Genomic DNA, 16,486 nt, shown 5'->3' with positions numbered 1-16,486 from the left:
TTCTGAAAAAGAAGGCTTGCCCAAAGGGTTTTGCCTAGGCAGAATCCGCTCCGTCCTAGGGGAGTAGTCTCCCACGAGCGCCACGCTCGTCCGGCATACGTCAACATACTTGGTCAGCAGACCATGGCGTATGCGACCCAAGCGTCCGCACAGACGGACCGCAGGGTTTGACAAGACCTATGACACGCACACCTTACCCGGGGCGGGAAGGCTGTACGTGTCATAGCCGTGTCGACCCGCCCCTTGGGAAATACCTGATGATGTTGGACTCCTTGCTCGTTCCTACCGCAATCGTTGCCTTGGCCGAAATCGGCGACAAGACGCAACTGCTTGCCCTGATTCTCGCCGCACGCTTTCGCAAACCCTGGCCGATCATCGCCGGCATCATCGCCGCGACCCTGGCCAACCACGCCGCCGCCGGTGCCGTGGGCGCCTGGGTGGGCAGTTTCTTCTCCGACTCGACCCTGCACTGGATCCTCGCCGCCAGCTTCGCGGCCACCGCTGCCTGGACCCTGGTGCCAGACAAAATGGACGACGACGAAGCCAGCACCGCACGCAAATTCGGCCCGTTCCTGACCACGTTGATCGCGTTCTTCCTCGCCGAAATCGGCGACAAGACGCAAATCGCCACGGTGATGCTGGCCGCGCAATACCCGGACTTGTGGCTGGTGATTATCGGTACCACGGTGGGCATGTTGATCGCCAACGTGCCGGTGGTATTGGCGGGCAATTTCGCCGCCGAGAAGCTGCCACTGACCCTGATCCGCCGCCTCGCCGCCTCGGCTTTCCTGATCCTGGCGATTGTCGCGGTGTACAAGGCCATGCAAAGCAGCGGCTGGGTGTAGCGAGAACGCTCCCCTGTGGGAGCGAACCTGCTCGCGATGGCGGCGCTTCAGACACAGCAGAGGCTGGCTGAAAAAACCGTCACCGCGGGCAAGGTGCAATCAGGACTTTTTAGCCTGCTGATACAACGGCATCACTTTGGGAATCGCCGCTTGCAGCGAGGCGATCCGGCTGGTGGAGGCCGGGTGGGTGCTCATGAATTCCGGCGGCGAACCTTCGGAAGCCTTGCTCATCTTGTTCCACAGGGTGATCGCCGCGTTCGGGTTATAGCCGGCGCGGGCCGCCAGTTCCAGGCCGATCAGGTCCGCTTCGTTTTCATTGCTGCGGCTGTTGGGCAGCGTCATGCCGTAGTTGGCCACGGTGTCGGCCAGCGCCAGGCTGTCCTGGCCCAGGCCGAACAAGGCGCCGGCGCCCTGCTTGGCCATCTCGATGCCATAAGCCTTGGACATGGCTTCGCGGCCATGTTCGCGCAGGGCGTGAGCGATTTCATGGCCCATCACGGCGGCGATCTCGTCGTCGGTCAGTTTCAGGCTGTCGATCAACCCGGTGTAAAAGATGATCTTGCCGCCAGGGCCGCAGTTGGCGTTGAGTTCGTCGCTCTTAATCAGGTTGACCTCCCACTGCCACTGGGACGAATCCGGGCGAAAAACCGGTGCCTGGGCGATCAAGCGGTCGGCAATCGCACGGATACGCTTGGCATCGGCGCTGGTCTTGTCCAGCACACCTTTGCTGCTCGCCTCGCCCACCGTCTGCTGGTAGGACTGGGCGTACATCTGGTTGACCTCGGCGGTGGACAGCATGCTGAACATATATTGCTTGCGCTCCACCCCCACCGCACCGCCGCTGGTGGTGTTGACCGACTGGCAACCGCTGAGCAGCAAACTGGCGCTCAGTGCACACAAAACCAATGACTTATTCATCAACCTGCTCCAGGAAAACATGGCGCGTATCCTAGGCGCTGCCGCGTGGCGGCGCCAGATACAGCGGACGTGTAGCGCGCAGGATTGCAAACACCTGCGCATCACCATAAGAAAAGACCGCAAAAAACCGGGTTTTGTCAGCCAGGTGTCAAACATTCCGGCGCATTGAGCTTGGGATCGTTCACCAGGTTGGCCAATACCCGCTCGCGCAGGGCCATCGGTTCGCTGGCCAGCAGTGCCTGCAACTGGTGCAACGGGGTTTCGGGGTCGAGCCAGGCTTGCTGCCCGGCCTCATCGAGAATCAGCGGCCGGCGCTGGCTGGCAGCGGATTGGGTAACCACTGCGGTACTGAGCCACACCTGTTCCTGCACCGGGTACGCCTCCCAGATCGCCGCGAAAAACAGCGCCGAACCTTCCCCCGGCGTCAGCCAGTAAGGGCGTTTGCGCGCTGTGCCGCGCCATTCATAGAAGCCATTGGCCGGCAGCAGGCAGCGGCGCTGGCCAAAGGCCTGGCGAAACATCGGTTGCTCGGCCAGGGTTTCGGCCCGAGCGTGGGCCGGGGTGCGCGACATATCGGTCAACCACGGCGGCGTCAGCCCCCAGCGGGCCCGGGCCAGGTTGCGCTGGCCCTCGGTGCTGCGCAGGATCAGCACCGAATCGTTGGGCGAAATATTCCACTGCGCCTGCTGATCCGCGGGAAATCCTGGCAGGGCCGCGAAGGCGGGGTTCCAGCGAAACAAGGCATAACGTCCACACATGGGGCTACAAGACTCCGGGATAAAACGGGCGCCAACCTAACAAAGCAGGACGGCCGGAAAGCTTTCCGGGCCATCCCCCGCAAGCGGCTGGGCGGCATTGTACGCAGCGATGAGCTCGCGTGCGTACTGCGCCTGATCGTTGTCCACCAGCAAGCCCAACACGCCGAAGATCGGCAACTCCCCCGCAGCGCCCAGCAAATCGCCACCACTGAGGTGGGCCTCGATGCCTTCACTGGCGAGCATGTTTTGCAGCAACTGGCCTTCCAGCAGGTTTTCCGGTTCGTAGACTCGTTGCATCGCAGCCACCCTTCACTCGTTTTCACTGTGAACGTCGAGCATCCATTCCTGACCATCGGTTTGTAGCCTGAACTCAATGGGGCGGCAGCACACTGGGCAATCCTCGATGTACTGTTGGTCGCCCGCAGACAGGTCCAGCACCGCTTCGGCGGTTTCGCCACAGTAAGGGCATTGATATCGGTCAGTTTCCAGCATCGCGGTCTCCAGGGTGACTTGTGCGTATAATCGCCGGTCTATTTGCAGGGCTATTGCGGTGCGAGCCTATTTTCAGACCCTCCCCTGCCGTATTTCGATCCAAACACCTACTTACCCTAGCCGTTTCCAACAAGAGAGCATGATGGGCGAATTCGATGCCATCCGACCTTACGACGACCATGAAGTCCCAGCGGTGCTGGCACGGCTACTCGGCGACCAGGCGTTTCTAGATATCCTCACCCACTTTCGCTTCCCGCGCTTTGCCGGGGCCTTGGGCTGGTTGCTCAAGCCTCTGATCGCCTATCGCCTGCGCCGTGAGTTCGCCGGCATCACGTCGGTGGCGACCCTGCAGGACAAAGTCGAGTTCTACGTCGATCACACCATCGAGCGCGCCACCGACGGCGTGACCTACACCGGCGTCGAGCAGTTCAAGTCCGGCAGCGCCTATCTGTTTTTGGCCAACCACCGCGACATCGTGATGGACCCGGCCTTCGTCAATTACGCGATCTACCACGCCGGCCTGCCGACACCGCGCATCGCCATCGGCGACAACCTGCTGCAAAAGCCTTTCGTCAGCGACCTGATGCGCCTGAACAAGAGCTTTATCGTGCACCGCTCCATCAGTGGGCGCCGCGAGAAAATGGCCGCATACCAGTTGCTGTCGGCCTATATCAACCACTCGATCCGCAACGACTGCGCCTCGATCTGGATCGCCCAGGCCGAAGGCCGCGCCAAGGACGGCGATGACCGCACCGAGTCGGCGATCCTCAAGATGTTCCACATGAGCCGCAAGGACGAGCCGTTCGGCGAAGTCATCCGCTCGCTGAACCTGACCCCGGTGTCAATCAGCTACGAATACGACCCCTGCGACCAGGCCAAGGCCCGTGAGCTGTACATCCGCGCCACCACCGGCACCTATAGCAAGGTGCCCGGTGAAGACGACGTGAGCATCGCCAAGGGCATTACCGGCTACAAGGGCCGGGTCCACGTGAACTTCGCCGCGCCGATCACGCAGTTGTTCGACGACACCAAACAACTGGCGCAGGAAATGGACCGGCAGATTCTCGGCGGCTATCGGTTGTTCCCGGTGCATTACCTGGCGTACGCGCAGTGGAGCGACGCCGACCCGCAATTGCAGGTGCCGCCCGCCAGTGAGCTGTTCCCGGCCGATGAACTGGCCAAGGCCCAGGCGCAATGGCTATCGCGCCTGGACGCCTGCCCGGCCGAGCACCGCCCCTACCTGGTGCTGCAATACGCCACGCCGGTGCGCAACCAGTACCGCGTCAAGGCTGGGCTGGCGCTGTAGCACCTGCCTGGCCCCTCGCTGTGAGAGCGAGCAGGCTCGCTCTCACAGCGGTTGTTCAAACCCAGGTACTGACCCACGACACCAGCAACGCCAACGCCAGGCAGGCGAAGCCGAAACGATAGAAAAACCGGTTCATGCGCAGGGTCGCGACGTCCAGCAGCAACAGCGGCTGATCGACCGAACGGTTGCGGCTTTGCGCCTGCAGGTTGGCCATGGCGCGCTGTTCGCGGCGGCGGGTCGCATGCAGCAGCCAGCCGCCGGGGCAGGCGAACAGCAGGGCGAGGACGTTGATGAGTTTGGCGGGGTGGGCGTTGAACAAAGACCAGATCACTTGCAGCGACATCATGAACCTCAAGGAATACACGCGAGGCGAGCCGTCGAACCGGCATCGCGGCGCGGATTCTACCCAAAGCCCGCCGCCCCAGGTGGGCTTTGCGACAAATAACAAGCGCACCGGCGGCTAAATCGCCGCGTCACCGTTTCGTCATCTAAACAGGCCAGTCTGTCGCCCCTCGATACCGACACGGAGCTTGTCATGCTGCACGCCGAAAACCAGGATCGCCTGTATTTGATCTCCCCCAGCGACGAACAGTCCGCCCTGGTGGGCGCCCTGGCGTTCAATGTGCAGGACCGCCATTGGCTGGTGTATTGCGCCCTGGGCGGCCATCAGCACGCCGACCTACCGGAAACCGACCTGCTCACCGGCGTGAGCATGCTGGACTTCTACAGCGAAGCGGCCTGAACACGCACAAAAAAGCCCCTGCCACACACGGTGCCAGGGGCTTTTGGTTGCCCGCTTACTGGGCCAGGATCTGACCGACCGTCGGGTCCTTGAACAAACGGGTCAGCGCGTCGCTGAGCACGTCGCTCACCAGTTTGGTGTTGGTTTCCTGGTTCGGCGCCATGCCGAAGCGCTGGTCCAGGGATGCGCCGTAGCGGCCGCTGTAGCGACGGTTGCCGCTGGACACGTCGGACTTGAAGGTTGCGCCGATGGTCGCCTCGGTCACGTACATGCCTTCTTTGGGCGACTGGTACTTGAGCTCGGTGAGGGTCACGGTCAATTGCGGGGCGCTCATCGCGTTGGCGCTGGGGGTGAAGCCCAGCAGGCGCACGGCGGCTTCGGCCTGGGCTTGCAGTTTGGGCACGATGTCGGCGCTGGCCACGGTAATGGCGCTGGTCTCGGGGTACAGGCCACCGCGGGTGCCCAGGGTGGGCGACGGGCGGCCATCCACCACACGTACCACAACCGGCTGGCCCTGGCCCACGGCCGCGAGCTGGGTCGTCAGCTTCGGTTGCGGGCTCAATTGTTGCGGGCTGTGGGCGCAGCCAACCAAGGTCAAACTGGTCACAGTCATCAAACCGAACAACAGGCGTTGCAACATGCGCTTCTCTCCAGAATCAGGCACTAACAGGCCGGCAGTATAGCGGTGGGCCAGTGTCGGTAACTAGCGTTGCGCACTCCCCACGCCAATCTCAGACAGCCCATCGCTGCCCAGGGTTCCTGTCACGGCGCTGTCACCTGAGCTTCATGATGGCGTCATCGCGGCGCCGGATACTGAGGCCTACACACTCAAACCGGTACATCGCCATGGGTTTTCTATCGTCCTGGTTCAACGCGCGCCGCCCCCAACGTTGCTTCGCCCGCCTTGACCGTCGCGGCCACTGCCAGGCCTTCAAGCAATGCAGCCTGCCGCCCGCTGGCGACAATTGGGTGGAAATCCGCGAAATCCGCCTTAACTGGTTGCAAGGCCCCCTCCCCGCCAGCGCCCGTGTCAGCGCGCGTACTTGTGATTCATGGCGCACTCAGGCGTTGGCCTCCTGACCAAACGGCTAATTAAAGTCATTTAACACAACCATCTCGCCACATTTCTTCGCTACAATCTCCCCCCGATTATAAGGACGTCTCCTGATCGGGCCTCGCAGCATCGTCAATACCCACGTATTGGCACCTCCGCACCGCCCACAGAGAGCCGCCCACACAGATCGAGTGAAGTGGCGAGCTTGCTGTTGAACCTGCAAACCACCACCTCTCGCGAATCTGCCAGAGCTGCCCTTGCGCCCGTTTTCAGGCACAGGCAGCCCTTTTTTGAGGTTCACGTCTTCAAAAGAGCGTGAAAAAAACGGGTTTTCACAACTTCACAAGAGTGTGGCGAGCAAATGAATAGTTTTGCGTCTGAAAATGCACTGTTAGCGTCGACAACAGCCCAACTACACACGACCGAGTGCTCCTCGAGAACGGGAGCCTGACGCCTGTCCGCTACGGATTTGGTTGCACAAACGGACGTCTTGACCATAAGTCGAATTGCCTCCCGCTCGCCGAAATGAGTTCATAGGAACCTTAGGCCCGGTTGGTAGCGTCCGTCGAAGTTGCGAAAAATTGCGAAGATTCGGACATGGCGATCCTGGCCATGGGTGACCTGGGGCATAACTCAACACGCCCCGTAACTCCTGGCAGCTATGCCGTCAATTTGGTGCTGCAGATTTTGGAGACGCGTTAAATGGCGCATAACGAAGCAGTTGATGTGGTATTGGTCGGGGCGGGCATCATGAGCGCCACCCTCGCCGTACTGCTCAAAGAGCTCGACCCCGCGATCAAGCTGGAAGTCGTCGAGCTGATGGATTCCGGTGCCGCGGAGAGTTCCAACCCGTGGAACAACGCCGGCACCGGCCACGCCGGGCTGTGTGAGCTCAACTACACGCCACAGGCCGCCGATGGCAGCATCGACATCAAAAAAGCCGTGCACATCAACACCCAGTTCGAGGTGTCGAAGCAGTTCTGGGCGTACTTGACCAAAAAAGGCACCTTCGGCTCCTCGAAGTCCTTTATCAGCCCGGTGCCGCACTTAAGCTTCGTGCAAGGCGACAAGGGCGTTTCGTTCCTCAAGAAACGCTTCGACGTGTTGAGCCAGCACCACGCTTTCGCCGACATGGAATACACCGAAGACAAGGCCACCATGGCGCAGTGGATGCCGCTGATGATGCCCGGCCGCCCAGCGGACGAAACCATCGCCGCGACCCGCGTGCTCAATGGCACCGACGTCAACTTCGGCGCCCTGACCAACCAATTGCTCAAGCACCTGACCAGCGCACCCGATGCCCAGGTCAAGTACTGCAAGCGTGTCACCGGCCTCAAGCGCAACGGCACGGGTTGGACCGTCAGCATCAAGGACGTGAACAGCGGCAACAGCCGTAACGTCGATGCCAAGTTCGTGTTCCTCGGCGCCGGTGGCGCGGCGCTGCCGCTGCTGCAAGCCTCGGGCATCGAAGAAAGCAAAGGTTTTGGCGGCTTCCCGGTCAGCGGCCAGTGGCTGCGTTGCGACAACCCGGATGTGGTCAAGCAGCACCAGGCCAAGGTCTACAGCCAAGCCGCGGTGGGCTCGCCGCCAATGTCCGTGCCGCACCTGGACACCCGCGTGGTCGATGGCAAGAAATCCCTGTTGTTCGGGCCATACGCCGGGTTCACCACCAAGTTCCTCAAGCACGGCTCGTTCCTCGACCTGCCGCTGTCGGTGCGCGCCGGCAACATCGGCCCGATGCTGGCGGTGGCCCGCGACAACATGGACCTGACCAAGTACCTGGTCAGCGAAGTGATGCAGTCGATGGAGCAACGCCTGGAATCGCTGCGCCGCTTCTACCCTCAGGCCAAGGCCGAAGACTGGCGCCTGGAAGTCGCCGGGCAACGGGTGCAGATCATCAAGAAAGACCCGAAAAAAGGGGGCGTGCTGCAATTTGGCACCGAACTGGTGGCGGCCAAGGACGGCTCCCTCGCCGCCCTGCTCGGTGCCTCGCCAGGCGCGTCGGTGACCGTTTCGATCATGTTGGAACTGATCGAAAAATGCTTCCCGAGCCAAACTCACGGTGAGTGGGCTGCGAAATTGGCAGAAATCTTCCCGGCCCGTGAAAAGGTCCTGGAAACCGACGCCGAGCTGTATCGCACGATCAACACACAAAACAACCTGAGCCTGGAACTGGTCCCAGCCAGCAGCGAAACCCAAAGCTACGCTTAAACTCCGCTGCCACAAAAAAGCCCCTGAATGAGCGTTCAGGGGCTTTTTTGTGGGTGATCGCTTTAACCGCGCGCTTTCTCAATGAGGGCGATGTAGTCCTCGGCATTGCGCTGGTCTTTTATCAGGGCGATGAAGTCGTGGCCCTGCTCATCCTTGCCGCTCAGGTCGTAGCCGGCCTCGACGAAGAACACCAGAAAGCGCTCGAAGTCGTCGATGCGCAGGCCGCGGTAGGCCTTGATGAGTTTGTGCAGCGACGGCGAAGTGCCATCGGCCGGCTCAAAATCGAGGAACAGCTTGATCTGCGCATCGCCAATCTCGTCACCAATCAACTGTTTTTTATCTTTACGCATTGCCGACTCCAGCTCGCAGACATTTCACGGGGCGGGCAGTTTACCCCCCGCGCCCCCCGGGCCTCAACGAACAACGCTCAGCGCTTGCGCACCGCCCCGGTATGCAAGTCGGCCCAGACGTGGCCGTTGGCGTAGCTGAGGAACTGGCAATAAACCGTCTCGTTGCGCAGCAGGTCCATCACCACGCGGTACTGCGCCACAGGGTAAGAGAGGGTGAGGGTCTTGGTCTTGGCATCGAACTGCGGCTTTTTCAGGCTTTTGCTCTCGCCATCGAAATTGACCAGCACCTGGCTGATGACCGCGCCTTTGTTCAGCGGCTTGCCCTTGAGGCGGATCATCAGCGGCGAGGTGATGGGGATTGGCTGCTGGCTCGACTGGCGCTGGCTGCCGACGACCACCGCGTACTCGGTCACCTGCAACAGTTGCTGCTGTTCGGGGGCGGCGGCGCGCAGTGTCAGATCATCGGGCGGCAGGAACTGCCCATGCAGGGGCGTGGCCGGCGCGGCGGCCAGGGGCAGGCTCAAGGTCAGCAACAGGGCAGCGCAACAGCGGGTCAAGCAGCTCATGGCAGGCTCCAAGGTCGGGGCCGGCCACTCTAGCATGTGGATCTTTGAGCACCGCCATCCTGTGAGCCCGCGTCTACAGGGTTGCCTGCCCCCACAGAAGGCAGGGCTTACATGCCTTTGACGGCGAAGATCCCGTTGGCGTTGCGCCAGTAGCCTTTGTAGTCCATGCCATAGCCGAAAATGTAGCGATCGATGCACGGCAGGCCGACGAAATCGGCTTTCAGGTCCGGGCGGGCCTTGCGGTCGTGCTCTTTGTCGATCAGCACGGCGGTGTGCACGGCGCGGGCGCCGGCGTGTTTGCAGAAGTCGATGATCGCGCCCAGGGTGTGACCCTCGTCGAGGATGTCGTCGATGATGAGCACGTCGCGGTCGATGAACGAGACTTCCGGCTTGGATTTCCAGAACAGCTCGCCGCCGCTGGTTTCATTGCGGTAGCGGGTCGCGTGCAGGTAGGAGGCTTCGAGGGGGAAGTCCAGGTGGGTCAGCAGCTTGCCGGAAAAGATCAAACCACCGTTCATCACGCAGAACACCACCGGGTTGCGATCGGCCAGTTGTTCATTGATTTGTGCACCGACGCGAGCGATGGCCGCCTCGACTTGCGCTTGCGTGTACAGGCAGTCTGCCTCGCGCTTGATTTGACGGATATGGTCGAGATCAGCGGACATGGCGCTCTCCAGAAGGTGGCGGATTCGGAAAAGCGGGGGAAGGTACGCCTGCAACGAGGCCAGATCAAGCCTTTATGGACTAACGTACAGGATGTCTATAGGACATCACCCTCGGATAGATTATTCTAGGCCGGTTTTTTTGCCCGCCGCCGGAGCCTTTCCCCATGCCCATCCGTGAGATCCGCCACCCGCTGATCCGACACAAACTTGGCCTTATGCGCCGCGCAGACATTAGCACGAAGAACTTTCGCGAGCTTGCTCAGGAAGTCGGTGCGCTGCTGACCTATGAGGCGACCAAAGACCTGCCGCTCGAAAGCTACGACATCGACGGCTGGTGCGGCACCGTATCCGTGGAAAAAATCGCCGGTAAGAAAATTACCGTCGTGCCGATCCTGCGTGCCGGCATCGGCATGCTCGAAGGCGTGCTCAGCCTGATCCCGGGCGCCAAGGTCAGCGCCGTGGGCGTGGCCCGCAACGAGGAAACCCTGCAGGCGCACACCTACCTGGAAAAACTGGTACCGGAAATCGACGAACGCCTGGCGATGATTATCGACCCGATGCTCGCCACCGGCAGTTCCATGGTCGCCACCATCGACCTGCTGAAAAAGGCCGGTTGCCGCGACATCCGCGCCATGGTCCTGGTGGCCGCGCCCGAAGGCATCGCCGCCGTGGAACTGGCGCACCCGGACGTGACCATCTACACCGCCTCCATCGATGAACGCCTGAACGAACACGGCTACATCATTCCCGGCCTGGGCGATGCCGGCGACAAAATCTTCGGCACCAAGCAGAAGGACGCGTGAGCATGCAGGACGAGTTCAACGACCCGCTGTGGCGCACGGTGCTGTCCGGCGCCCAGATGCTTTTCGTAGCGTTCGGCGCGCTGGTGTTGATGCCGCTGATTACCGGCCTCGACCCCAACGTCGCGCTGTTCACGGCGGGCCTGGGGACTCTGCTGTTCCAAATGGTCACCGGGCGCCAGGTGCCGGTGTTCCTGGCCTCAAGCTTTGCCTTCATCACCCCGATCATTCTCGCCAAGGGCCAGTTCGGCCTCGCGGCGACCATGGGCGGCGTGATGGCGGCGGGTTTTGTCTACACCTTCCTGGGCCTGGCAGTGAAGATCAAGGGCACCGGTTTCATCGACCGCTTGCTGCCGCCGGTGGTGATCGGCCCGGTGATTATTTCCATCGGCCTGGCCATGGCGCCGATCGCCGCCAACATGGCGATGGGCAAGGCTGGTGACGGCACGGAGCTGATCCACTACCAGACCGCCATGATGATCTCCATGCCGGCGCTGCTCACCACCTTGATCGTGGCCGTGTTCGGCAAGGGCATTTTCCGCCTCGTGCCGATCATTTCCGGGGTGTTGGTGGGGTTTGCCATGGCGTTTTTCTTCGGCGTGGTCGATACCGCGAAAATCGCCGCCGCGCCTTGGTTTGCGCTGCCGCAATTCACCGCACCGGAGTTCAACTGGCAGGCCATCCTGTTCATCGTCCCCGTGGCGCTGGCCCCGGCCATCGAACATATCGGCGGTGTGATCGCCGTCGGTAGCGTGACCGGCCGCGATTATCTGAAAAAGCCTGGCCTGCACCGCACCCTGTTCGGCGATGGCATCGCCACCACGGCGGCCGGCCTACTGGGCGGCCCACCCAACACCACCTACGCCGAAGTCACGGGCGCGGTGATGCTGACCAAGAACTACAACCCGAAAATCATGACCTGGGCGGCGATCTTCGCCATCAGCCTGGCGTTCGTCGGCAAGTTCGGCGCGCTGTTGCAGAGCATTCCCGTGCCGGTGATGGGCGGAATTTTGTGCCTGTTGTTCGGTTCGATTGCGGCGGTGGGCATGAACACCATGATCCGCCACCAGATCGACCTGGGCGAGCCGCGCAACCTGGTGATCGTCTCCGTGACCCTCGTGTTCGGCATTGGCGGTGTGCTGGTCGGCACCGGCACCGGCCCGGACGACTTCGGCCTCAAAGGCATCGCCCTGTGCGCCATTGTCGCGATTGCGTTGAACCTGCTGCTGCCGGGCAATGACGGCTGGAAGAAAAAAGCACCGGATGAGCCGTTGCTGTAACCAGCCTCAGGAAGGTCATCGCGGGCAAGCCCGCTCCCACAGAGGAATGTGAACACCTGTGGGAGCGGGCTTGCCCGCGATGCGTTTAACCAGGCTTACAACGCGATGGGTGCCCTTTCACACAGGGCATTCAACGCCACGGCCCATTGCAGGTCGTCATTCAGGCAGGGCACCAGCACCAGCTCTTCGCCACCGGCCTGGCGGAACTGTTCGCGACCGCGATCACCAATCTCCTCCAGGGTTTCGATGCAATCGGCGACGAACGCCGGGCACATCACCAGGATTTTCTTCACCCCCTGCTTGGCCAATGCATCCAGGGTCGCCTCGGTGTAGGGTTCGATCCACTTGGCGCGGCCCAGGCGCGACTGAAACGACACCGACCACTTGCCGTCCGCCAGGCCCATGCGCTCGGCAAACGCTGCCGCGGTGCGCAGGCACTGGCTGCGATAGCAGGTAGCAACCACTTGCGGTGGCGCATTGCGACAGCAGTCGCTTTGCCCTTCGCAGCAGTGGCCCGGGTTGAGTTTTTTCAGGTGCCGCTCGGGCAAACCATGGAAACTCAGCAGCAAGTGGTCGTAACCCTGGGCCAAATGCGGCTTGGCGCTGGCCACCAGGGCCTCGAGGTATTCAGGCTGGTCGTAGAACGGTTGCAGAATCGAGAACTGCACATCCAGGTTCTTCTCGCGCACCACCCGCTTGGCCTCCTCGATCACCGTGGTCACGGTGCTGTCGGCAAACTGCGGGTAGAGCGGCGCCAGGGTGATCTTCTTGTGGCCCTGGGCCGCCAGGCGCGTCAGCGTGGTTTCCAGGGACGGCTCGCCGTAGCGCATCGCCAGTTCCACCGGGCCGTGGCTCCACTGCGCGCGCATCGCTTGCTGCAAACGGCGGCTGAGCACCACCAGCGGCGAGCCCTCCTCCCACCAGATCGAGGCGTAGGCATGGGCGGACTGCTCGGGGCGCTTAATCAGGATCAGCGACACCAGCAAACGCCGCACCGGCCAGGGCAGGTCGATAACGTAAGGGTCCATCAGAAATTGGTTGAGATAACTGCGCACATCCGCCACCGAAGTAGAGGCGGGCGAGCCCAAGTTGACCAGGAGCAACGCGTGATCGGTCATGCAACGTCCTATATCAAAGGCGGCTGGTCACATCGTCCAGGGCCGCACGTACATCATTGAATTCAAAGGTAAAACCCGCCGCCAGCAAACGCGCTGGCGTGGCCCGCTGGCCACCGAGCAACAGTAAAGACAACTCCCCCAGGCCAACCCGCAAGGCGAAGGCCGGCATCGGCACCACTGCGGGGCGGTGCAGCGAGGCGCCCAGGGCCTTGGCAAATTCGCGATTGCGCACTGGTTTCGGCGCGCAGGCATTATAAGGACCGCTGGCGTCTTGCTGGTGCAGCAGAAAATCGATCAAGGCCACTTGGTCGTTGATGTGGATCCAGGGCATCCATTGTCGGCCATTGCCGATGGGCCCGCCCAGCGCCAATTTGAACGGCACCAGCAGACGCGACAAAAAGCCGCCCTCCTGCGACAGCACCAAGCCGGTGCGCACCAGCACCACGCGTACACCTAAGGCTTCGGCGCGCTGCGCGGTTTCTTCCCAGGCAATGCACAACTGGCTGGCGAAATCCTCACTGACCGGCGGTGAATCTTCGGTCAACTCACGCTCGCCGCCATCGCCGTACCAGCCCACGGCCGAGCCGCTAATCAACACCTGCGGCCGTTGTGCGCGGCTTTGCAGCCAGGCCAGCAGGGTTTCGGTGACGCCGATGCGGCTGCTCCAGAGCAAGGCCTTGCGTTTGTGGGTCCAAGGCCGGTCGGCGATGGGCGCGCCCGCCAGGTTGACCAGCGCATCCACCGGCTCTGCACCCAACGCCTCAAGCTGCCCGATGCCCCGCACACCCGCGCCACACAGCCTCGCGACCGCGTCCGGGCGGCGGCTCCACACGGTCAAGCGGTGCCCCTGCGCCAGCCAGTGACGGCAGAGCTGGCGCCCTATCAAACCCGTACCGCCGGTCAGCAATATGTGCATGAGGTCTTCCTCGCGTAACGTTCAATCCGGATCACTGGTCTATTTTTAAAAGCAGGGATCTTTTTGATATCAGGCAGTCCTAGGGTTAACCATAGGACAATCTGTCGGATCAAGAGCGCTAAAAGTTATACCAAAAAACAATATTGTACAGCTTTGATTGACGGCGTAGTCTCTGTACTCACAGGTAAACGAGGCCCCCCTATGACTGTACCCATCGCAATCATCGGCGCCGGCATCGCCGGCCTTTCCGCCGCCCAGGCCCTTCGCGAGGCCGGGCACAGCGTGCACCTGTTCGATAAAAGCCGCGGCCCTGGCGGGCGCATGTCCAGCAAGCGCAGCGATGCCGGTGCGCTGGACCTCGGCGCCCAATACTTCACCGCCCGCGACCGCCGCTTCGTCACCGAGGTGCAGCGCTGGCAAACCCAGGGCTGGGTCGCCGAATGGACCCCACAGCTGTACAACTTCCAGGGCGGCCAGCTCACCCCTTCCCCCGACGAACAGACCCGCTGGGTCGGCACGCCGCGCATGAGCGCCATCACCCGCGCCCTGCTGGGGGACGTCCAAGCGCAGTTCGGTTGCCGCATCACCGAGGTCTATCGGGGCGAAGAACATTGGCATTTACAAGACGCCGAAAGCTTCACCCACGGGCCGTTCAGCCATGTCGTGATCGCCACCCCGGCGCCCCAGGCCACGGCGTTGCTGGCCGCTGCGCCGAAACTGGCCGGTGTCGCCGCCGGGGTAAAAATGGACCCGACCTGGGCCGTCGCCCTGGCGTTTGACACGCCCCTGGACACCTCGATGCAAGGCTGCTTCGTACAAGACAGCGCCCTCGACTGGCTGGCGCGCAACCGCAGCAAGCCGGGGCGCGACAGCACCCTCGATACCTGGATCCTGCACGCCACCAGCGCCTGGAGCCGCCAGCACATCGACCTGCCCAAGGAAGCCGTAATCGAACAGTTGCACGGTGCCTTCGCCGAGTTGCTGCACAGTGCCATGCCCGCTCCCGTGTTCAGCCTCGCCCACCGCTGGCTCTATGCCCGCCCGGCCGGCAGCCACGAATGGGGCGCCCTGGCCGATGCCGACCTGGGCCTGTATGTGTGCGGCGACTGGTGCCTGTCGGGGCGGGTCGAAGGGGCGTGGCTCAGTGGCCAGGAAGCGGCCCGGCGCCTACACGAACACCTGCAATGAACCGCATCAACCCGCGCAAGCTGCTGCTGTCCAAGTGGACGGCAGCCCGCCCTCAGCACCGCGAAAAGCACTTTCTGGTGACCGAACTGTTCTGCAATGAGAACGGCGAGGTGCTGGAGATCGAGCTGCAAGCCGTGCTCACCCGCCGCTGTCAGCGCCACGACTGGCGAACCCTGCAAGACGACGAACACTGGGCCATGGGCTGGAAATAGCTGTACAAAAAAGTTGACTTGTACACATCTAAACCTATGATGAAAACAAGTTGTACAGGCAAAGCATCCTGTACAGGTTTCAGCCAGAGGCCACCCCAATGCACAGCGACCTTACCGCGCCCCGCCCGAAAATCGCCGTCAGCGCCTGCCTGATGGGCCAACCCGTGCGTTACAACGGCGGGCACAAACAGTCCACCCTGTGCAGCCAAACCCTGGCCGACTACTTCGACTTCGTGCCCCTGTGCCCGGAAGTGGCCATCGGCCTGGGCACCCCGCGCGAACCCATCCGCCTGGTGGGCGACCCGCAAGCCCCGCGGGCCGTGGGCACCGTGCATGGCGACAACGACGTGACCCAGGCCCTGGCCGACTATGGCCAGCAAATGGCCGGGCAACTCACGGATATCTGCGGCTACATCTTCATGCAGAAGTCGCCCTCCTGTGGCCTGGCACGGGTCAAGGTCTACCAGAGCAACGGCGCGCCCGCCGAGCATGCTGGGCGCGGTATCTACGCACAGGCCTTTTGCGCTCGGCACCCCGACCTGCCGGTGGAAGAAGACGGCCGCCTCAACGACCCGGTGCTGCGGGAAAACTTCCTCACCCGGGTGTTCGCCTACGCCGCGTGGCAGCAACTGTGCGCACAAGGCCTGAGCCGCCGCGCCCTGACCGAATTCCACGCGCGCTACAAATACCAGCTCATGGCCCACAACCCGGAGCAGTACAAAACGCTGGGCAAGCTGCTGGGCAGCATGGGCAAAGCCGACCCGCACGCTGTGGCCCCGCGTTATTTCCGCGCGCTGATGGCGGCTCTCAAGCAATGCGCAACCCGTCGCACCCACACCAATGTGCTGCAACACCTGAGCGGTTACCTCAAGCAAGCCATCAGCCGCGATGACAAGCGTGAAGTGCAGCACCTCATTGGCCAGTACCACCAAGGCATCGTGCCCCTGGTGGTGCCGCTGACCCTGCTCAAGCATCACTTGCGCCACCACCCCGACCCGTATCTGGCGCAGCAGGTGTACCTGCAACCCCATCCGGAAAACCTCAGTTTGCGAAATGCGATTTAAC

21 protein-coding genes and 1 riboswitch are annotated in these 16,486 nt (G+C 62.2%); of the genes, 10 read left to right on the top strand and 11 right to left on the bottom strand.

What is annotated here, in order from left to right:
* Nucleotides 1-46 precede the first annotated feature (46 nt).
* Nucleotides 47-168, top strand: a riboswitch (yybP-ykoY riboswitch).
* Between the two features lie 92 nt (nucleotides 169-260).
* A complete protein-coding gene (locus tag CKW13_RS00775) occupies nucleotides 261-845 on the top strand; it encodes a TMEM165/GDT1 family protein (RefSeq protein WP_095107001.1) in 585 nt (194 codons plus the stop codon).
* A gap of 99 nt (nucleotides 846-944) precedes the next feature.
* On the opposite strand, the gene CKW13_RS00770 is transcribed toward CKW13_RS00775, so the two are convergent.
* The 4 genes from CKW13_RS00770 to CKW13_RS00755 all read right to left on the bottom strand — a co-directional run bounded on the left by CKW13_RS00770 (nucleotide 945) and on the right by CKW13_RS00755 (nucleotide 3,013).
* Nucleotides 945-1,763 carry a M48 family metallopeptidase gene (locus CKW13_RS00770; protein ID WP_095106015.1) on the bottom strand — a complete coding sequence of 273 codons (819 nt, stop codon included), beginning with the start codon at nucleotides 1,761-1,763 and terminating at the stop codon, nucleotides 945-947.
* A 137-nt stretch (nucleotides 1,764-1,900) separates the two neighbouring features.
* Entirely contained in the window at nucleotides 1,901-2,521 is a 621-nt protein-coding gene (locus tag CKW13_RS00765) for an SOS response-associated peptidase (protein WP_095106014.1), read from the bottom strand.
* 36 nt (nucleotides 2,522-2,557) lie between these two features.
* Entirely contained in the window at nucleotides 2,558-2,818 is a 261-nt protein-coding gene (locus CKW13_RS00760) for a putative signal transducing protein (protein ID WP_095106013.1), read from the bottom strand.
* Between the two features lie 12 nt (nucleotides 2,819-2,830).
* Complete coding sequence (locus CKW13_RS00755) at nucleotides 2,831-3,013, bottom strand: CPXCG motif-containing cysteine-rich protein (protein WP_095106012.1); 183 nt, start codon at nucleotides 3,011-3,013, stop codon at nucleotides 2,831-2,833.
* A gap of 139 nt (nucleotides 3,014-3,152) precedes the next feature.
* Between CKW13_RS00755 and CKW13_RS00750 the strand changes: the two genes are divergently transcribed.
* A complete protein-coding gene (locus CKW13_RS00750; RefSeq protein WP_095106010.1) occupies nucleotides 3,153-4,319 on the top strand; it encodes a 1-acyl-sn-glycerol-3-phosphate acyltransferase in 1,167 nt (388 codons plus the stop codon).
* A 55-nt stretch (nucleotides 4,320-4,374) separates the two neighbouring features.
* On the opposite strand, the gene CKW13_RS00745 is transcribed toward CKW13_RS00750, so the two are convergent.
* Nucleotides 4,375-4,662 (bottom strand): hypothetical protein, encoded by a 288-nt coding sequence (locus CKW13_RS00745; protein WP_176465031.1) that lies wholly within the window; start codon nucleotides 4,660-4,662, stop codon nucleotides 4,375-4,377.
* Between the two features lie 192 nt (nucleotides 4,663-4,854).
* Between CKW13_RS00745 and CKW13_RS00740 the strand changes: the two genes are divergently transcribed.
* A complete protein-coding gene (locus tag CKW13_RS00740; protein WP_095106008.1) occupies nucleotides 4,855-5,061 on the top strand; it encodes a hypothetical protein in 207 nt (68 codons plus the stop codon).
* A gap of 55 nt (nucleotides 5,062-5,116) precedes the next feature.
* On the opposite strand, the gene CKW13_RS00735 is transcribed toward CKW13_RS00740, so the two are convergent.
* A complete protein-coding gene (locus tag CKW13_RS00735) occupies nucleotides 5,117-5,701 on the bottom strand; it encodes a YajG family lipoprotein (protein WP_095106003.1) in 585 nt (194 codons plus the stop codon).
* Between the two features lie 206 nt (nucleotides 5,702-5,907).
* Here CKW13_RS00735 and CKW13_RS24640 point away from each other — a divergent pair, with 206 nt between their 5' ends.
* Both CKW13_RS24640 and mqo read left to right on the top strand, forming a co-directional pair.
* Nucleotides 5,908-6,141, top strand: coding sequence for a hypothetical protein (locus CKW13_RS24640; RefSeq protein WP_095105999.1), 234 nt, complete (start codon nucleotides 5,908-5,910; stop codon nucleotides 6,139-6,141).
* A gap of 676 nt (nucleotides 6,142-6,817) precedes the next feature.
* Nucleotides 6,818-8,326: a malate dehydrogenase (quinone) gene (mqo, locus tag CKW13_RS00725; protein WP_095105996.1), complete on the top strand. Its 1,509-nt coding sequence runs from the start codon at nucleotides 6,818-6,820 to the stop codon at nucleotides 8,324-8,326.
* Between the two features lie 62 nt (nucleotides 8,327-8,388).
* Here mqo and CKW13_RS00720 read toward each other — a convergent pair whose 3' ends face one another.
* The 3 genes from CKW13_RS00720 to CKW13_RS00710 all read right to left on the bottom strand — a co-directional run bounded on the left by CKW13_RS00720 (nucleotide 8,389) and on the right by CKW13_RS00710 (nucleotide 9,907).
* Complete coding sequence (locus CKW13_RS00720; protein ID WP_095105992.1) at nucleotides 8,389-8,676, bottom strand: PA4642 family protein; 288 nt, start codon at nucleotides 8,674-8,676, stop codon at nucleotides 8,389-8,391.
* Between the two features lie 77 nt (nucleotides 8,677-8,753).
* The gene (locus tag CKW13_RS00715) at nucleotides 8,754-9,242 is read right to left on the bottom strand and encodes a hypothetical protein (protein WP_095105991.1); all 489 of its coding nucleotides are present in this window, start codon (nucleotides 9,240-9,242) and stop codon (nucleotides 8,754-8,756) included.
* A gap of 107 nt (nucleotides 9,243-9,349) precedes the next feature.
* Nucleotides 9,350-9,907, bottom strand: coding sequence for a hypoxanthine-guanine phosphoribosyltransferase (locus CKW13_RS00710; protein ID WP_095105989.1), 558 nt, complete (start codon nucleotides 9,905-9,907; stop codon nucleotides 9,350-9,352).
* 164 nt (nucleotides 9,908-10,071) lie between these two features.
* Here CKW13_RS00710 and upp point away from each other — a divergent pair, with 164 nt between their 5' ends.
* Nucleotides 10,072-10,710, top strand: a complete 639-nt coding sequence (gene upp / locus CKW13_RS00705; RefSeq protein WP_095105987.1) for a uracil phosphoribosyltransferase — start codon at nucleotides 10,072-10,074, stop codon at nucleotides 10,708-10,710.
* 2 nt (nucleotides 10,711-10,712) lie between these two features.
* Entirely contained in the window at nucleotides 10,713-11,987 is a 1,275-nt protein-coding gene (locus CKW13_RS00700; protein WP_095105986.1) for a uracil-xanthine permease family protein, read from the top strand.
* Nucleotides 11,988-12,082: 95 nt separating this feature from the next.
* Here the strand turns inward: CKW13_RS00700 and hemH are convergent, their stop codons facing one another.
* Both hemH and CKW13_RS00690 read right to left on the bottom strand, forming a co-directional pair.
* Nucleotides 12,083-13,105 carry a ferrochelatase gene (gene hemH / locus CKW13_RS00695; RefSeq protein ID WP_095105985.1) on the bottom strand — a complete coding sequence of 341 codons (1,023 nt, stop codon included), beginning with the start codon at nucleotides 13,103-13,105 and terminating at the stop codon, nucleotides 12,083-12,085.
* Between the two features lie 13 nt (nucleotides 13,106-13,118).
* Nucleotides 13,119-14,021 carry a TIGR01777 family oxidoreductase gene (locus tag CKW13_RS00690; protein WP_095105984.1) on the bottom strand — a complete coding sequence of 301 codons (903 nt, stop codon included), beginning with the start codon at nucleotides 14,019-14,021 and terminating at the stop codon, nucleotides 13,119-13,121.
* A gap of 201 nt (nucleotides 14,022-14,222) precedes the next feature.
* Between CKW13_RS00690 and CKW13_RS00685 the strand changes: the two genes are divergently transcribed.
* The 3 genes from CKW13_RS00685 (at nucleotide 14,223) to CKW13_RS00675 (ending at nucleotide 16,485) form a co-directional block, all read left to right on the top strand.
* Nucleotides 14,223-15,209, top strand: coding sequence for an NAD(P)/FAD-dependent oxidoreductase (locus tag CKW13_RS00685; RefSeq protein ID WP_095105982.1), 987 nt, complete (start codon nucleotides 14,223-14,225; stop codon nucleotides 15,207-15,209).
* Nucleotides 15,206-15,421, top strand: a complete 216-nt coding sequence (locus tag CKW13_RS00680; protein ID WP_095105981.1) for a TIGR02450 family Trp-rich protein — start codon at nucleotides 15,206-15,208, stop codon at nucleotides 15,419-15,421. Before CKW13_RS00685 ends, CKW13_RS00680 begins: the two co-directional genes overlap by 4 nt.
* Nucleotides 15,422-15,519: 98 nt before the next feature.
* Nucleotides 15,520-16,485 (top strand): DUF523 and DUF1722 domain-containing protein, encoded by a 966-nt coding sequence (locus tag CKW13_RS00675; protein ID WP_095105980.1) that lies wholly within the window; start codon nucleotides 15,520-15,522, stop codon nucleotides 16,483-16,485.
* Nucleotide 16,486: the final 1 nt, after the last annotated feature.

The organism is Pseudomonas sp. Irchel 3E20 (assembly GCF_900187645.1).
GTDB lineage: Bacteria > Pseudomonadota > Gammaproteobacteria > Pseudomonadales > Pseudomonadaceae > Aquipseudomonas.
Note: the sequence above shows the minus strand (reverse complement) of the source record. Positions and strands in the feature narration are given on the sequence as shown.

Bases quoted from the DNA above. Each gene is read 5' to 3' on its own strand.
- CKW13_RS00775 (WP_095107001.1), top strand. From the start codon at position 261: ATGTTGGACTCCTTGCTCGTTCCTACCGCAATCGTTGCCTTGGCCGAA.
- hemH (WP_095105985.1), bottom strand. From the start codon at position 13,105: ATGACCGATCACGCGTTGCTCCTGGTCAACTTGGGCTCGCCCGCCTCT.
- CKW13_RS24640 (WP_095105999.1), top strand. From the start codon at position 5,908: ATGGGTTTTCTATCGTCCTGGTTCAACGCGCGCCGCCCCCAACGTTGC.
- CKW13_RS00680 (WP_095105981.1), top strand. From the start codon at position 15,206: ATGAACCGCATCAACCCGCGCAAGCTGCTGCTGTCCAAGTGGACGGCA.
- CKW13_RS00690 (WP_095105984.1), bottom strand. From the start codon at position 14,021: ATGCACATATTGCTGACCGGCGGTACGGGTTTGATAGGGCGCCAGCTC.
- CKW13_RS00685 (WP_095105982.1), top strand. From the start codon at position 14,223: ATGACTGTACCCATCGCAATCATCGGCGCCGGCATCGCCGGCCTTTCC.
- CKW13_RS00715 (WP_095105991.1), bottom strand. From the start codon at position 9,242: ATGAGCTGCTTGACCCGCTGTTGCGCTGCCCTGTTGCTGACCTTGAGC.
- CKW13_RS00675 (WP_095105980.1), top strand. From the start codon at position 15,520: ATGCACAGCGACCTTACCGCGCCCCGCCCGAAAATCGCCGTCAGCGCC.
- CKW13_RS00710 (WP_095105989.1), bottom strand. From the start codon at position 9,907: ATGTCCGCTGATCTCGACCATATCCGTCAAATCAAGCGCGAGGCAGAC.
- CKW13_RS00770 (WP_095106015.1), bottom strand. From the start codon at position 1,763: ATGAATAAGTCATTGGTTTTGTGTGCACTGAGCGCCAGTTTGCTGCTC.
- upp (WP_095105987.1), top strand. From the start codon at position 10,072: ATGCCCATCCGTGAGATCCGCCACCCGCTGATCCGACACAAACTTGGC.
- CKW13_RS00745 (WP_176465031.1), bottom strand. From the start codon at position 4,662: ATGTCGCTGCAAGTGATCTGGTCTTTGTTCAACGCCCACCCCGCCAAA.
- CKW13_RS00700 (WP_095105986.1), top strand. From the start codon at position 10,713: ATGCAGGACGAGTTCAACGACCCGCTGTGGCGCACGGTGCTGTCCGGC.
- CKW13_RS00740 (WP_095106008.1), top strand. From the start codon at position 4,855: ATGCTGCACGCCGAAAACCAGGATCGCCTGTATTTGATCTCCCCCAGC.
- CKW13_RS00755 (WP_095106012.1), bottom strand. From the start codon at position 3,013: ATGCTGGAAACTGACCGATATCAATGCCCTTACTGTGGCGAAACCGCC.
- CKW13_RS00735 (WP_095106003.1), bottom strand. From the start codon at position 5,701: ATGTTGCAACGCCTGTTGTTCGGTTTGATGACTGTGACCAGTTTGACC.
- mqo (WP_095105996.1), top strand. From the start codon at position 6,818: ATGGCGCATAACGAAGCAGTTGATGTGGTATTGGTCGGGGCGGGCATC.
- CKW13_RS00720 (WP_095105992.1), bottom strand. From the start codon at position 8,676: ATGCGTAAAGATAAAAAACAGTTGATTGGTGACGAGATTGGCGATGCG.
- CKW13_RS00760 (WP_095106013.1), bottom strand. From the start codon at position 2,818: ATGCAACGAGTCTACGAACCGGAAAACCTGCTGGAAGGCCAGTTGCTG.
- CKW13_RS00765 (WP_095106014.1), bottom strand. From the start codon at position 2,521: ATGTGTGGACGTTATGCCTTGTTTCGCTGGAACCCCGCCTTCGCGGCC.
- CKW13_RS00750 (WP_095106010.1), top strand. From the start codon at position 3,153: ATGATGGGCGAATTCGATGCCATCCGACCTTACGACGACCATGAAGTC.